Here is a 14,463-nt window from a genome sequence, read left to right as displayed (position 1 = left end):
ACTCACCGGCCCCACCCACCCCTCGCTGCTGCTGCCCCGTGCACTCACGGAGCAACATGCCGCGGTGCAAGATGCTCCAACGCCATGGCAACGGCGTCCTGAAGAGCGCGCGCGACAATCTCGGCTTCTCCGTCAAGATCAGCCACGCAGATCATCTCCACGCCCAGGGCCCGCAGTTTGCGCAGGCCTTCGACGGTCACATCTCCGTGCACGCAGACGGGAAGGCCTGTGGCCTTGCGCACCTGCCGCACCCGCTCCAGCCCCATTTCTCCGACTTCTCCCGATAGATCGCCCACAGGCCCCACAAGTACATACGTCGCCCCGTCTGCTTCAGCGACACGGGCGTCCATGGGGGTGACGCAGGTTGCCCCGATGATCGCCGCGGGCCCCAGAAGACGCCGCGCATGGCCCACCGGCATGTCGTCGGCGCCGAGGTGAACGCCGTCTGCGCCCACTGCGAGGGCAAGGTCAACGCGGTCATTGATGATCAGCGGGACGCGAGCCCTGCGGGTCATGGACACCAGCACCGTAGCCTCCTCCACCATCTGGCGGGTGGTCAGGCGCTTCGGGCGGAACTGCAGGAGACCGATACCGCTGTTGATAGCAGCATCGACGAGGCGCACAAGGTGCCCATTCGGTTCGGATTGCTCGGGAGTGACGTAATACACGCGCGAGTTCAGGTTGCCGATAAGCATACACGCAAGTATATCTCTATGGGACACTCAAGGGAAGACGACGGACCAGGTCCGAGAGTGGCGAAAGTGTAACGGCGCGGACCGTGAGCCCGGTCGCTGCGCGCGGGTGCATCTGGCCGACCAACCCCACGAGCAGCGGTCTTGGGGAATGCCTGCCGGCTGAGACCGCATCCGCTTCCAGCGTGCCCTTCACCCTTAGCCGTTGCCTCACAGCCCGCGGAGCGAGCGACAGCCTGTAGCCGGGGGGGGAGCCCCCGGATTGCCGCCCCGCGATGGCGCCGTGAGCCCCAACGGGGGCGACAGGCCGTTCTCCCTGCCCCGGGGCGGGCCGCCGATCCGGCGCTTGTGGCCCATTCCTGGGGACGGAATCCTCCAGATTCCGCCGCGGACTCCAGGCGGACGGCTCCTTCCGGAGCCTGACAGTACACGCCACGGCCCCAACATCCCCGGCACGGGACGCCGGCCACACATGAGGCAGGCACGCATCCCACACGACCGATGGCCCTGCCACTCGCGGCCCAACTCGCCTTGACTTCGCACACCGCAGAGCTTAGAATCGCCTCCTGACGTTTTCCTGCGTGATTTGCATCGGCGGGTCGGCCCCAGGGCCGGCGTGCCGTTGTTCTTGCCCGTTGATAAGCCCACAGCCCTGTGAACTGGGGACGGCCCCATGGACTACCGAGAGACGCTCAACCTGCTGAAAACCGACTTCCCAATGAAAGCTAACCTGCCCCAGCGCGAGCCCGGTCTGGTTCAGTGGTGGGAAGAAATCGACATCTACCGCAAGGTGCGCGAGAAGGGCGTCGGTCGGCCCAAGTGGGTTCTGCACGATGGCCCGCCGTATGCGAACGGAAACATCCATCTCGGCCAGGCGCTCAACAAGATCCTCAAGGACATCGCCATCAAGTACAAGACGATGCGCGGGTTCGACTGCCCCTACGTTCCGGGTTGGGATACACAGGGCCTGCCCACCGAGCAAGCCGTGCGCCGCGAGATGGACGTGGACCGCCACGATGTATCGCCCGTTGAGTGGCGGCGCATGTGCCGGGAACTCGCTCTGCGCTACGTGGACATCCAGCGCGGGCAGTTCAAGCGTCTGGGGGTGCGCGCCGACTGGGATCACCCCTACCTGACCCTGAGCAGAGAATACCAGGCCCGGCAGATCGAAGCATTCGGCAAGATCGCCCTCAAGGGCCTGGTCAACCGCAGGTTGCGGCCGGTGTATTGGTGCCACCACCCCGAGTGCGTCACTGCCCTCGCGGAAGACGAGATCGAGTACCACACCAAGACCTCGCCCTCCATCTACGTGGCCTTCGAACTGCCCGGAGCCGCCGAGCGGTTCGTCATGGAACAGCCCCTCCCCGAGGGCTCGCGAGCCGAGATCGTCATCTGGACCACGACTCCCTGGACAATCCCGGGCAATACAGGGATCGCGCTGGCGTCCAGCGCCGATTACGTGCTGGTACAGGCTGAGCATGAGGGCCGACGGCGCTTTCTGGTGATGGCCGCGGAACTCATGGGTGCCACGGTCGCAGGCTGCGCGCTTGCCGACCCGAAGGTCATCGGGCGCGCCCAAGGCAAGGACCTCGAAGGCCTGATCGCTATCCACCCGCTCTACGGGCGGGATTCGCGGCTGGTTCTTGCGGATTACGTGGTGCTGGATCAGGGCACCGGTTGCGTCCATACCGCGCCGGGTCACGGTCTCGAAGACTTCCAGACCGCGCTCAAGTACGGGCTCGACGTCATCAGCCCGCTTGATGATGATGGGAAGTACACCGACGAGGCCGGACCGGAACTGGTGGGCAAGGTCTGCGACCAGTCCAACAAGATCGTCATGGACATGCTGGCTGCCAAAGGCGCTCTGTTGGCCGCAGGTACCCTGGAGCATGAATATCCCCACTGCTGGCGCTGCCACGAGCCGGTGATTTATCGCGCCACCCGCCAGTGGTTCATGGACATCGACAAGCTGCGTGAGACGGCGCTGTCCGAAGTCGAGAAGTGCGAGTGGATGCCCAAGTGGGGCCTGTCCCGCATAAGCGGCATGATTGAGGCACGGCCGGACTGGTGCATCTCCCGACAGCGCGTGTGGGGCGTGCCGATCCCGGTCTTCTACTGTGCCGACTGCGATGAGACCATCATCACCCCGCAAACGCTGGACCACGTGCGAGACCTGGTGGCCGAGCATGGCGCCGACGTTTGGTTTGAGCGGGAGGCGGCGGAGCTTGTGCCGCCCGGAACAGTCTGTCCGAAATGTGGCGCGCAGTCCTTCACCAAAGAGCCCGATATTATGTCGGTGTGGTTCGATAGCGGTGCCAGCCACTACTGCGTACTGAGCGCCAACGACGAGCTGGGCTACCCGGCTGACCTCTACCTCGAGGGCGACGACCAGTACCAGTGCTGGTTTCAGACATCTTTGTGGGTAGCTGTGGCACTGGGGCGGCCCGCTCCTTTCAAGATGGTGGTCGGGCACGCGTTCTTCGTGGACGAGACCGGCATGAAGATGTCCAAGTCCAAAGGGAACATCATCTCGCCCCAGGAAATCTATGAGAAGTACGGGGTAGATGTCCTGCGCCTGTGGTTCACGTACGCCGACTTCCGGCGGAAAATGTACTGCACCGAAGACATCTTCAACCAGGTTGCCGACGCCTACCGGCGCATCCGCAATACTGCGCGATTCATGCTGGCCAACTTGCAGGATTTCGACCCGGCCAAGGATTCGGTCGCGCCCGATGCGATGCGCGAGGTGGATCGCTGGGCGATCGCGCGACTGGGGCAGATCGTCCAGCGCATGACAGATGCATTCGACAACTGGGACTTGCACCTGTTCTACCATGACCTGCACGCGTACTGCGCCACAGACTTGAGCGCTTTCTACCTGGACGCCCTCAAGGACACGCTGTACGTTATGAAGGCCGATTCACCGGAGCGCAGATCAGCCCAGACGGCGCTGTGGAAGATTCTCATCGCGCTGGCGAAGATGGTGGCGCCGGTGCTGACCTTCACCGCGGAGGAACTGTGGCAGGAATGCCGCAAGCTCGATCCTTCTTTGCCCGAGAGCGTCCAGCTTGCCGATTGGCCCGAGGCCGAAGGGGTGCAAGATACCGCCTTGCTGGAACGCTGGAGCAGGCTGCTCGCGATCCGAGACGTGGTTCTCTCTGCGCTGGAGAAGGCGAAGAACGAGAAGGTCGTGGAGAAGCCGCTGGAAGCGCGGGTCGAACTCTACGGGACTGCCGATGCGCTGGAGTTCCTCGAGAGCTTTGGGCCGAGTCTTCCGAACCTGTTCATTGTATCCGCTGTTTCTCTGAACCCGGCGGAAGGTGCGCCGGTACCTGTTGACGAACATACCGGTGTCTCGGCAGTGGCGGTCCTGTCGGACGGCGACAAGTGTCAGCGATGCTGGCTCCGGTCGTCGACCGTTGGCACGATCGCTGAACACCCAGCCATCTGTGAGCGCTGCGCGGCCAATCTCTGATCTCTGGCCCGCAGCGTGTTTAGGTAACACACAGACGGGAAAGATGCCCTTCGGGATGCGCTTGTGGCTGGCGCGTCCCCATGTGCGAGTAGTGAAAACGGCGTGGGGGTTGGAACGATCCGCCTGCTTCAAGGTTGGGGCCGATGGCTGCCAGGGCGGATGCATCGCAGGAGGACAGCAAGGTGGCACGCAAGCGAAGCCTAGACATGGAAAAATTCAGGGAACGCCTCGAGGAAACGCGCAATGAACTGGTGGTCGAACTGCAGCGCATCGAGGACCGCGCGTCCGGCCGGGATCCGCTGAACTCCGACACTGCCGGGGAGGACTTCGACGAGCCGGGTGGTGATGCCGCACAGGAAACACTGGAGCGCACCCAAGCCATGGCGCTGAGTGAGAACCTGCGCGAGATGCTGGATAACGTCAACAATGCGCTCAAGCGAGTGGAGGAGGGCACCTACGGGATCTGCGAAGTCTGTGGGTGCAATATTCCCAAGGCGCGCCTGGACATCATGCCCTTCGCCACAATGTGCACCAAGTGCCGCGAGCGCCTGTCAGCGCGATGAGCGAAGAGCCAGCCCCCACCGGGGAGATCCGCTGCCGGCTGCTCCTCATCGGAGTAGCCGGTCTCGTATTAGTCGGTGACCAGTTCACGAAATGGCTGGTCACTGACCAGCTTCAGCCCGGCGAAAGTATCCCGGTGCTCGGTGCGGTGATGAGCCTGTCACACCGCACCAACACCGGCGGCGCCTTCAGCATTCTCGCCGGGAACACCGCAGTGCTGACGGTCATCAGCGCCGCAGTTCTGTGCGCCTTGGTTCTCTGGGGCCCGCGGCTCGCGGGAAGCAACCGGGCAGCCCTGACCAGTGTCGGCCTTATTGCAGGCGGCGCGGCGGGGAACCTGCTGGACCGCGTGCGTCTCGGCCACGTTGTGGATTTCCTCGACTTCCACGTCTGGCCCGTGTTCAACGTGGCCGACATTGGTATTACCGTGGGAGCGGGCCTGCTCATCATCAGCATGCTCCTGGAACTGCGGCGTCCGGACGGCCCCGCGGCGGAGTAGCGCTGGACCCACCCGAACGTCACCGAAAGCCTGGTACTTCATGCGTTCCGTTCTCGTCGAGCTAGGTCCCTGGCAGTGGCCCGCGGTGCTGGTAATCGCTGCGGTGTTCCTGCTTGCGGTGCTGGCATGGCGGAAAGTCGAAGAGCGCGTCGAAGGGGACGTCGCCCCTCTAGACGCCCGCTGGTTCCTGAGCACCGGCCTGATTATCGCGGTCCTGTCCGTGGGGCTTTTCCTGCTCGTAAACCATTTCGGTCCAGTCAAGATCCGCTCCTACGGGGTCATGCTGCTCGTGGGGTTCATCTGCGGATTCATCTACCTGACTCGCGTCGGTCCTCCCCGTGGCCTGCAGATCCCGACGCTCCTCGACCTGCTGCTTGTGCAACTGGTCTCCGCAATTGTCGGCGCGCGACTGCTGTTCGTATTGTTGATGCTCGGTGAGTATGCGGAAAACCCGGAGACGGTGCTGGACGTCTGGCAGGGCGGGCTGTCATTCCACGGCGGTCTGGCCGGGGCAATCATCGCGACCGTCTGGTTCGCGCGAGCCCGCAAGATCCGGTTCGCGGTGCTGGCTGACATCTGTACACCGGGTATCCCCATTGGCTACGCGCTCACGCGGATCGGCTGCTTCCTCAACGGGTGCTGCCACGGCGGACCGACACACAGTTTCCTCGGGGTTGTGATGCCCGAGACCGGCTACACCGAGCCCCTGCACCCCACCCAACTCTACGCCTCTGCTGGAAGTCTCCTGCTCTTTTTCATCCTCGTCCGGGCCTGGCCGCGCATGCACCGCCCAGGTCAGCTGCTGCCCCTGTACATGATTCTCTACTCCGTCCTCCGCTTCCTGTGCGAGTACACGCGCTTGGGTTTCTCGGCGGAAGCGTCCGGGCTCATCCCGTCGCTGTCCGTGGCTCAGGTGGCCTGCATTTTCATCGCTGCCGCGGGCCTGGCCATCTTCGCCTATCTGCAGCGCCTGCCGGCCGAGAATCCCATCACCGCGATGGCGGTGGAGCCCGAGAGCGCCGGCGTCCCTCTGCCTGAGTTCAGTCCCGGATCCGAAGGGCACGCATCCCATGCATCCCACCGCCGCCGGCGATCCAGACGCAAGTAGTCCGAACCGCCTGGTCGCACCCGACAATTGCGCCGGCATGCGTCTAGACCAGGCGCTTGCCGGGCTGGTGGATGGTCTGTCGCGATCGCAGGCCGGCGCACTCATTCGTGCCGGGCACTGCACGGTTGACGGTGTCCCGGGAAAGCCTTCAATGAAGATCAAGCCTGGAAGCGTGATCTTGTTGGAGGTCGCAGAGCCGAAGACTGACGTGTTCCCTGCGCAGATTCCCCTGGACATCGTCTTCGAGGACACTTCCCTCATCGCGCTCAACAAGCCCCCCGGAATGCCTTCCCACCCCGCGCCCGGCACCGGCGACGAAACGCTCCTCAATGGTCTCGTGGGCTACGCGAAGGGCGCCTGGCGGCCGGCTTTGATCCACCGCCTGGACCGGGACACCTCGGGGATCATCATCGCAAGCAAGACTGCATCGGCGCATCGCAACCTGCGGGGGCAGATGGATTCCGGAGTACTGAAGCGCACATACCTGGCCCTGGCGTGGGGACAGTTTGGGGAGAACGCGGGAACCGTGGACGCTCCCATCGGGCGCGACCGGGGACGGAAGACGCGCATGGCAGTGCTGGATGCGGGCGACCCCGCGCGCACCCACTACCGCGTTCTCGGCAGCGCGCAGCACACCGATGGCCCCGTGTCACTGGTCGAAGTCAGGCTGGAGACCGGCCGGACCCACCAAATCCGGGTGCATATGGAGTACATCGGACACCCGCTGGTCGGAGAACGTGTCTATCGCGGCGGGACTGACGCACGTGGGTGGGAGCTTGATCTGCCCGGACAGATGCTGCATTCGTGGAAGGTCGCCTTCGTGCACCCGGAGACCGGCGAAGCAATGCGCCTGGAAGCGAACCTGCCCGAGGCGTTCAACAGCCTGGTGGATGAGTTGGGACTGGGCGGCTCACTCGGCCGGACCTGAGCCGGCGCGAAGCGTCGAGGTGTCCCTGCGCACCGCCCGGTCTGTATCGAACCAGATCGGCGCATCCTCACCGCGCCCCGGCCTGCTTCAGCAGTTCCCCCAGGTCGATCAGGTGATAGGTCTCATGCCACGCCGGGCGCGGATTGGGCAGTGCGGAGGCGTTGGCCACCCACATCCGCAAGCGTTCCGGCACAAAGACCACGCTGTGCAAAGTATTCCCCGCCGAGATCGGCTCGCTCTGGAGCATGGCCAGCGCGGCGCGTTCGTCGATCTTCCCCGCGTATCGCTCGGTGGTCCACAGTCGCAGCGTCTCGTATCGCTGCCATGTGTCGAGACTGCGCAGAAGCACCTTGCCCAGTTCGAGATTGGTGATCCCGTGCTTGCGGGCCACCTTCTCGAGGATCAACGGACTCGTGGGGTGATTGGTTCTGTAGATGGCGTTCGGGTGCCCCTTGCTCACGGGCGGGTCATTCTCGCCCGGGTCGCCCGGGAGCATGATAGCCCTGTCTCCGGCGTCCACCTCGCAAGCCCGAGCGGTGTGCTCCGGCCCCGATGCAATGACGAAGTTCCAGCCCGTCGTGCCCGGATACTCTCGCACGATCCGCATCGCGGACTCGATATCGTCGCTGTATTGCAGGATGCGGCGGCAGACGATAAAGAGAGGCTCGCCCGCGAGGGTCTCGTCCCCGGTCTGACTGGTCATCTCGCCGAAAGTGATGCCACGGGCGCTCATGCCCGTGACCGCCCCGATCATCCCGGCATAGGTTACCAGAGCGAAAGGATGGCCGTTATCCGGGATGCCCACGTAGACCACTGCGGCTTCCTGCACCCCCGAACCGATGGTCCAGTCCAGATTCCGGCCGTGGAAGAGAGTTCCGTCCACGGTGAGTGGGCCCCAGACCGCAAAGTTGGAACACCCGGCCGCCTGACCGGGCTCGCGCTTCTCCTTGCCCCAGCCGTGCCCGTAATGGACGATATCCGCGTGGGCATGCATCGCGAGAACCTGGTCGAAGGTAACCCCGGCGCCCTCGGCAACGCCTTTCATCTCCTCGATGTACTCGGGCGAAATGTGGGGGAGCATGGCTCGGGCGCACTCCAGCAGGTATTCCATGCTGTAGCCCTGATCCTGGATGACCCGCTTGACCAGGTAATCGTTCATCCCCTTGTGGATCAGGTCCACGACTGCTTTTCCGTACCGGCGACCCATCTCTCGTGGCGATCCGCTCACCACTACAATGGGGAGGCCGTCCGCCGACCACAAGTCACCGGAGACGTGCGAAGGAGCGGCAACCGGGAGAGTCTCAGGAACCCGCGAGTAATTGAGCGCGGGGACATCCCATTGGGTCTGGTCGGCAACGAGAGAGGTGACGATGGAACCCAGGGCGAGAAGAGCGCCACACAGGATGCACGCAAGCACCAGCGACCAGTTGCGCAATCACAATCCCTCCAGTGGCGGCCGTAGCTCAGGCCGCAGCCTTCAAATCCCTGAGCATGCGCCGGGCGGTTTGGTGGAAGGCGGTCTCCCCATTCTCACCGGCTAGTCGCTCCAAGATCCGTAGCGACTCAGCTCTCTTGCCGGAAGCGTTCAGGACCTGGGCCAGGTGAAGCCGGAGTTCGGGGTTCTTCGGGTCACGTTCGACTGCCTCGCGGATCAGCGGCACGGCCCGGTCCGCCTGCCCAAGCAGGTGGTAGATCCAGCCCAGGGTATCCAGGACCGCGGCGCCTTCCGGTGCCAGTTCCCGGGCCCTCAGGGCATACTGGAGTGCTTCCCTGGGCTTATTGCGTTTCACGGCCAGCAGGTACGCCAGGTTGTTGAGAGCGCCCGGGTGCTCGCCCATCTTGATGGCCTTGCGGTAGACGCGTTCGGCCTTCACAAAATCGCCAACCTGTTCGTGGATGACCCCCAGTCGCGCGTACGCCTCCACGTTGTTGGGATCCTGGGCGACCACCTGCTTGAGTTCCGTGAGCGCGTTGGCGAAATCGCCCTCGGCGATGAAGGCATCGGCAAGCCCCAGTCGTGCGCTAATAGACGCGCTATCGTAGGCGAGTACCGCCGAGAACTCATCGCGCGCGGCTTTCGGGTACCCCATCGCAAGATAGGCCTGGCCGCGTATGTCGCTGGATGCCCTCGAGGAGCCGCCCTGCAAGTCCAGCTCATCGGCTTGCTTGATTGCCTCCTCATTCCTGCCGGTCGCAAGGAGAGCGCTTGCCGCGAGCAGACGGGCCTCGAGATTGCGGGGGTCCAGCCGAACCACGTCGAGAAGCAGGTCAGCGGCGCGTTGCATGTCCCCACCGGCCTCGTAGTAGCCCGCCAGCGTGGCCAGATTGCGCACGGTGCGGCGACGATTTCCCGTGCGCTGGCCCAGCTTCCGCGCCAGCGTCTGATGGATACCCTCATCGGAGGCCAGCAAGTACCCCTCGAAATAGCTCAGGGTGACCGAGTCGGGGTCGACATCCCGCATGCGGTCACGCAGAGCCCGGGCTGCGGCCACGTCGCCAGCCGTCAGTTTCGCCACTGCATCACGCAAGAGCGCCCGGGAACTCTCGGCGTCAACAATGCTCGGACGGGGATTCAGGAGGCTGAATGCCCAGACCGCTCCGAGCGCCAGGAGAGCGATGAGCAGTCCGAGACCAAGCAGGGGCATGATGCGCCGGGCCGCGCCAGGATCGTAATCAGGGACGCGCCGCAGTTCCGGTGGTACGTAATCCACCCGCGCGTATTCCCGGAGGCGGCGGAAGCCCATAGTCGTCAGGACCGGGTCACAGACCGCACGCAGCACGCGCCAACCCAGGGGCTCGGGGAGGCTATCCGGCAGCGCCGTCTTTCGTCTTGGCGCGGGACGGGCCGGGTGCGGCGGAGCCGGCGCGGTGGAACCGGGCAAGCGGCCGGCCCATTCCGCAGGCCATGCAGGCGGGTCGTTATCGGCCTGCACAGGCGTGCGGGGGGATGAGTCGCCTGCTTCGGACCTCGGCACACGGGGTTTGCGGCCGGACGGTCGCGAAGGCGGTTCTGATCGCCTCGGCGGAGCCTCTGCGGCAGCAACCTGCTTTTTCGGGCGAGCGGCCGGAGGCAACGCTGTGTTCCATTGGTCGGGCCACGGCGGCGGATCAGCATCCGAAGGCGGGGTGGCGTCCGCATTCCCTGCGGCCCAGGGATTTGCGACCGGCTCGCGCTCCTCTTTCTTCGGCCGCTTCGGCGGCTGCTTTCGCGGCGTATGCGGCTTGATGATGCCCCAATGCTCAGGCCACGGCGGGGGCTCATCATCGGCCGGCTTCGCGTCCTTCGCCTGCGCGGGGATGCTCTTTCGTGGAGCACCCGGGGCCTTCCACTGTTCGGGCCATTGCGGCGGTGCTGGCTCCTGCGCAGGCTTCAGTGGGTCGTCCGGTTCCCCGACGGCCAGGTGGGCGAGGTCCTCCGGCCTCAACCCGCCCGTGACATCCTCCAGCTCCTCGCTTTCGTCGGCTGCGGGCGGTATGGCGGCATCAAGCATGCCGCGCAGACGAGCCCACATGCCCGCCCGAGAGGGCGGGCGATCCTGTGCCGATTGATTGCCCTTGGTTCCGGGGTCTTCAGTCATTCCTGGGACATTCACCCGCCGACGGCGTGCGCCGTCCGGCTCCAATTCAAGTGTCTGTACAGTTTACTACAGCCGCCACGGTCTATCCACTGTTTTGGGGTCCGACGGGCCGACAGCCGGCGAGACCGACCGTCCGTTCGCCTGCTCTGCACTCGGTTCAGGGTAACGCGCCAGGAGCCTTGGTTCTGTGAGATACGTGCCGGCTGGGGCCGAATTGGCGTTCAGCATGCCATTCGGCCCGAGCCGTTGCCTCACCGCCCACGAAGCGGGCGGCAGCTTATAGCCGGAGGCGGAAGCCCCCGGACTGCCGCCACGCGATGCACTCTGACCCCGAAAGGGGGCGACAGGCCTTTCCCCTCGCATCGGGTCCGACCGCCCCTCTGGGGCTTATGACCCATTTCTGAGGCCGCAATCCCCCGGCCTCCACCAGAGGCTATTTCATCCGGAGCCTGACAGCACGCGGCACGGCACCGCACCGCAGACGCCGGACGCTGGCCGCACACGGAGGAGGCACGCATCCCGAAAAACCGATGATCCTGTGCAACGCGCTTGATTGGCTTGACTCCCCCTGCCGCGCGGTGCATACTCCCGCAAGCGCCTGAACAGCCGGCCTGCTTCGGTAGTCGCGGGCCTGCGGAACCTCTGCCACTTTGGAGGGAGCATGGCGGATTGCCCGCGCATTGTGCAACTGGTCGAAGAGGGCTCTGATGAGCTGCGAAGACACGTGGTCGCGCTGGCTTCGGGGCTGAAGGCGCGCCGCGTTGAGGCCCACGTGGTCGGACCGCTCAGTCGCCAGTTCCGCGACGAACTGTCCCACCAGGGGATCCGCTGGGTGAACCTGCCCTTTCCCTCCGGGCTATCACCCAGGTCCCTCGCGCCGGCCACACAGACGGTCATCCGGTTCCTGCGCAACACGAAGCCGGTCATGGTTCACGGTCACGGATTGGCGGCCGGTACCACGGCAGCGCTCGCTCTCACAGGCCTGACCAGTACATCGGCAGCTCCGCCGCTAGTCTTCACGCCCCACGTTGTTCCGCGAGATTCCGGCGCCTTTCGGGAGCGTCGGGCCCGGAGGAACGCCCTGGGCCGGACGCTGGACGCGAGCCGCGCAGTGATCGCCTCCACGCAGTCTGAGCGCGAACAGATCATCCGGTTCGCAGGGAAACGCAAAGATGCGCTGGATGCCCGACTGTACGTGGTACCACCGGGCGTGGAGCGCCGCAGGCAAAGCAGCCTGTTTGACGTAGGCGAGAAACGCTACTCCGTGGGCCTTCACCGGGACACTTCCATCGTGGTCACGGCGGCCCCGCTGGACGGCTCTGCGCCCGTTGCAGATTTCCTTGAGACTGCCGCTGTGGTCAGTGCGCTGGTTCCCAGCGTTGAGTTCGCCGTGCTCGGTGGGGGCCCGGAGCTTGAGGGCCTGCAGGCGCTTGCCCACGAACTCGGACTGTTCGGCTCCACAGTCTTCCTCCCCTGGCGCCCCGATACCCTTGACATCATCTCCACCTGCAATGTCTACGTAGCCCTGACGGATGACGCCGCGGGTATAGCCTACACCCTCGAGGCTCTCGCCCGGGATCTGCGCGTCGTTGGCCGGGACCTGCCCGCGATCCGCGAGGTTTTCGGCCAGGCGCTCAGCCTCCCCCTTGTCCCTCTCGACGACCGCCAGGCCTTCGCGGATGCCATACTCCAGCAACTGGAAGGCATGTCCGGCGACGAGGATGAGCGGGTGCGAACGGCCGAAGGGTTCGCATGGGGAATGGACGAAGTACTGGCCTCTCAGGACGAGTACGACCTCGATCGTCCCGGCCTGGACCCGCGGGACCGCCGCGCACAGGAGGAATCCGACATCGAGCGGCTGCTTTCACGGTACTCCGTGGCCAACATGGTGGAAGGCGTGGTCGAGGTCTATAACCGGGTGTTGTCCGACGCGCCCTGCGCGATCTGAGCCTGACCGTCCCCCACACAATCGTCCACGAAACGAGACAAAGCCTCCGGGTAGTCCCGCGTGCCGTCGAGGTGCGCCTCCAGGTGGTCCCCGTGCAGTTCGAGGAAACGCTTTGGCTCACGCGCTAGCTCGTAGAGCCGCTTGCCGTGGGAGAATCTGATCACTCGGTCGCGAACCCCGTGAGAGACCATCACAGGACAAGTCACATCCCGCAGCCAGGCGACGGTGTCGTAGCGGTGGCGCAGGAGCAGGCTCACGGGCAGGAAGGGAAACATCTGCTGCCCGGCTTCCGCGGCAGATGTCGCCGCAGCCTCCAGTGACAGACCGGCGGGTCGGTGCTTCGCGGCAATGTGGGCGGCGATGGGCCCACCCAGCGACCGCCCCACCAGGATGATTCGCCCGGGATCGATCCCGCGCTCCTCCACCAGATGATTCCAGGCCGCCTGCGCGTCGAGATACGTCCCCTGCTCGGACGGTCTGCCCTCACTCTTGCCGTAGCCCCGGTAGTCGAACAGCAGGCTGCTCAACCCCAGGTCGCGATACCCTTTGATCACGTCCACGCGGTGCGCGAGATTGCCGCCGTTGCCGTGGCAGAAGAGCAGGACGGCGCGCGGGTTTTCCGCCGGAGTGTACCAGGCGCAGATCCGAACCCCGTCCTCAGTCACGAGCTCCAATTCCTCAAAGTCCAGCCCGTGGGCCTTTGCGGGATCAGTGAACACATCTCTCGTCGGGGCGTAGATAAGCTTCTCCTGGAAGGCCCACACGGTCAGGAGCACGAGTCCGTACATGCCGAAAGCGCCGGCAAGGGCGATCCAGATCATCATTCTGATCCTCCGTACGCGTCCGTTCATGCGGATCGCAACCCGTGCGGGGTCGCACAACGGGGCCGGCATCCGTGGACACCGGCCCCGTGCGCAGATGGGAGGGTGTGACTACGGCCAGGGCCAGGCGGGCGGAGCCGTGGTGGGCACCGCGCCCGTCTTGTCGTACAGCCACAGGTTGACGCCGGTGTAAGTGGAACTGTACTTCATCCACTTCACGTGTCCGTCGAAGAACGTGTAGTTGGTGCCGTCATTGTGAATCTCGGGATGAACATACCCGTAGTAGGTGGTTCCCGCGTGCCAATGCGGGCACAGGCGGTGACCATTGCCGCGACCCCAGTCCGCGAAGGCAATCGTCTCGGCAGGTTGCTTCAGGTCGCGTGTCGCGCCGTACCAGAAGTCAGAGCTGCGCTCGCCGGCAAGGGGGCTGTCGCCGCAGCCGCGCTTGCCGTAGTTCACGCCGTTGTAAATATTCACACTGTTACTTGGGCAAGTGAACACATTCCAGTTGTTGACGTACGGCTGCAGCACGCTCCACCACTCAACCCAGCGCCCATTGACCTGTGCGCCGCTGTGGTTCATTGGGAACCGTTCATCATAGTCCTGGGAGTACATCATGCCCGCAAGGCCGATCTGCTTGAGATTGCTGGCACAACTTGACTGCCGCGCTTTCTCTCTTGCCCGGGCGAAGACTGGAAAGAGAATCGCCGCCAGGATGGCAATGATCTAATCGCTGAACAACCCCATTGGCGGGGTGTTACGCGTCGCTCTGGCCGTCTTTTTTGAAGGCCCGGGCCCTTTTCTCTCAACGTGAGCCGTTTACAGGCGCTCTGAAGGCCATTCTGTTGCGGTC

The 14,463-nt window shown here is 64.6% G+C and carries 10 protein-coding genes and 1 pseudogene; 6 read left to right on the top strand and 5 right to left on the bottom strand.

The features are described from left to right. Positions 1 to 44 precede the first annotated feature (44 nt). Positions 45 to 695: a thiamine phosphate synthase gene (gene thiE, locus HPY44_18590; GenBank protein NSW58017.1), complete on the bottom strand. Its 651-nt coding sequence runs from the start codon at positions 693 to 695 to the stop codon at positions 45 to 47. A gap of 670 nt (positions 696 to 1,365) precedes the next feature. Between thiE and ileS the strand changes: the two genes are divergently transcribed. The 5 genes from ileS (at position 1,366) to HPY44_18565 (ending at position 7,263) form a co-directional block, all read left to right on the top strand. Next, positions 1,366 to 4,167, top strand: a complete 2,802-nt coding sequence (gene ileS, locus HPY44_18585) for an isoleucine--tRNA ligase (protein NSW58016.1) — start codon at positions 1,366 to 1,368, stop codon at positions 4,165 to 4,167. Positions 4,168 to 4,349: 182 nt separating this feature from the next. Next, positions 4,350 to 4,730: a TraR/DksA C4-type zinc finger protein gene (locus tag HPY44_18580; GenBank protein ID NSW58015.1), complete on the top strand. Its 381-nt coding sequence runs from the start codon at positions 4,350 to 4,352 to the stop codon at positions 4,728 to 4,730. After that, complete coding sequence (gene lspA, locus HPY44_18575) at positions 4,727 to 5,227, top strand: signal peptidase II (protein NSW58014.1); 501 nt, start codon at positions 4,727 to 4,729, stop codon at positions 5,225 to 5,227. Before HPY44_18580 ends, lspA begins: the two co-directional genes overlap by 4 nt. Before the next feature lie 40 nt (positions 5,228 to 5,267). Continuing rightward, positions 5,268 to 6,335: a prolipoprotein diacylglyceryl transferase gene (lgt, locus tag HPY44_18570; GenBank protein ID NSW58013.1), complete on the top strand. Its 1,068-nt coding sequence runs from the start codon at positions 5,268 to 5,270 to the stop codon at positions 6,333 to 6,335. Beyond that, the gene (locus HPY44_18565; GenBank protein ID NSW58012.1) at positions 6,298 to 7,263 is read left to right on the top strand and encodes an RluA family pseudouridine synthase; all 966 of its coding nucleotides are present in this window, start codon (positions 6,298 to 6,300) and stop codon (positions 7,261 to 7,263) included. The genes lgt and HPY44_18565 overlap by 38 nt, the downstream gene beginning before the upstream one ends. A gap of 67 nt (positions 7,264 to 7,330) precedes the next feature. On the opposite strand, the gene HPY44_18560 is transcribed toward HPY44_18565, so the two are convergent. Together HPY44_18560 and HPY44_18555 are read right to left on the bottom strand one after the other, a co-directional pair. Continuing rightward, positions 7,331 to 8,698, bottom strand: a complete 1,368-nt coding sequence (locus HPY44_18560; GenBank protein ID NSW58011.1) for a hypothetical protein — start codon at positions 8,696 to 8,698, stop codon at positions 7,331 to 7,333. Between the two features lie 28 nt (positions 8,699 to 8,726). Continuing rightward, positions 8,727 to 10,841 (bottom strand): tetratricopeptide repeat protein, encoded by a 2,115-nt coding sequence (locus HPY44_18555; GenBank protein NSW58010.1) that lies wholly within the window; start codon positions 10,839 to 10,841, stop codon positions 8,727 to 8,729. Positions 10,842 to 11,502: 661 nt separating this feature from the next. On the opposite strand from HPY44_18555, the gene HPY44_18550 reads away from it, so the two are divergent. After that, positions 11,503 to 12,789, top strand: coding sequence for a glycosyltransferase (locus tag HPY44_18550; protein ID NSW58009.1), 1,287 nt, complete (start codon positions 11,503 to 11,505; stop codon positions 12,787 to 12,789). Here the strand turns inward: HPY44_18550 and HPY44_18545 are convergent. Next, positions 12,750 to 13,613, bottom strand: coding sequence for an alpha/beta hydrolase (locus tag HPY44_18545; GenBank protein ID NSW58008.1), 864 nt, complete (start codon positions 13,611 to 13,613; stop codon positions 12,750 to 12,752). The genes HPY44_18550 and HPY44_18545 overlap by 40 nt on opposite strands. A 480-nt stretch (positions 13,614 to 14,093) precedes the next feature. After that, positions 14,094 to 14,336 (bottom strand): annotated as a pseudogene (locus HPY44_18540) (DUF1559 domain-containing protein). Positions 14,337 to 14,463 lie beyond the last annotated feature (127 nt).

This window comes from Armatimonadota bacterium, from assembly GCA_013314775.1.
GTDB lineage: Bacteria > Armatimonadota > Zipacnadia > Zipacnadales > JABUFB01 > JABUFB01.
Note: the sequence above shows the minus strand (reverse complement) of the source record. Positions and strands in the feature narration are given on the sequence as shown.

Bases quoted from the DNA above. Each gene is read 5' to 3' on its own strand.
- thiE (NSW58017.1), bottom strand. From the start codon at position 695: ATGCTTATCGGCAACCTGAACTCGCGCGTGTATTACGTCACTCCCGAG.
- ileS (NSW58016.1), top strand. From the start codon at position 1,366: ATGGACTACCGAGAGACGCTCAACCTGCTGAAAACCGACTTCCCAATG.
- lspA (NSW58014.1), top strand. From the start codon at position 4,727: ATGAGCGAAGAGCCAGCCCCCACCGGGGAGATCCGCTGCCGGCTGCTC.
- lgt (NSW58013.1), top strand. From the start codon at position 5,268: ATGCGTTCCGTTCTCGTCGAGCTAGGTCCCTGGCAGTGGCCCGCGGTG.
- HPY44_18565 (NSW58012.1), top strand. From the start codon at position 6,298: ATGCATCCCACCGCCGCCGGCGATCCAGACGCAAGTAGTCCGAACCGC.
- HPY44_18555 (NSW58010.1), bottom strand. From the start codon at position 10,841: ATGACTGAAGACCCCGGAACCAAGGGCAATCAATCGGCACAGGATCGC.
- HPY44_18550 (NSW58009.1), top strand. From the start codon at position 11,503: ATGGCGGATTGCCCGCGCATTGTGCAACTGGTCGAAGAGGGCTCTGAT.
- HPY44_18545 (NSW58008.1), bottom strand. From the start codon at position 13,613: ATGATGATCTGGATCGCCCTTGCCGGCGCTTTCGGCATGTACGGACTC.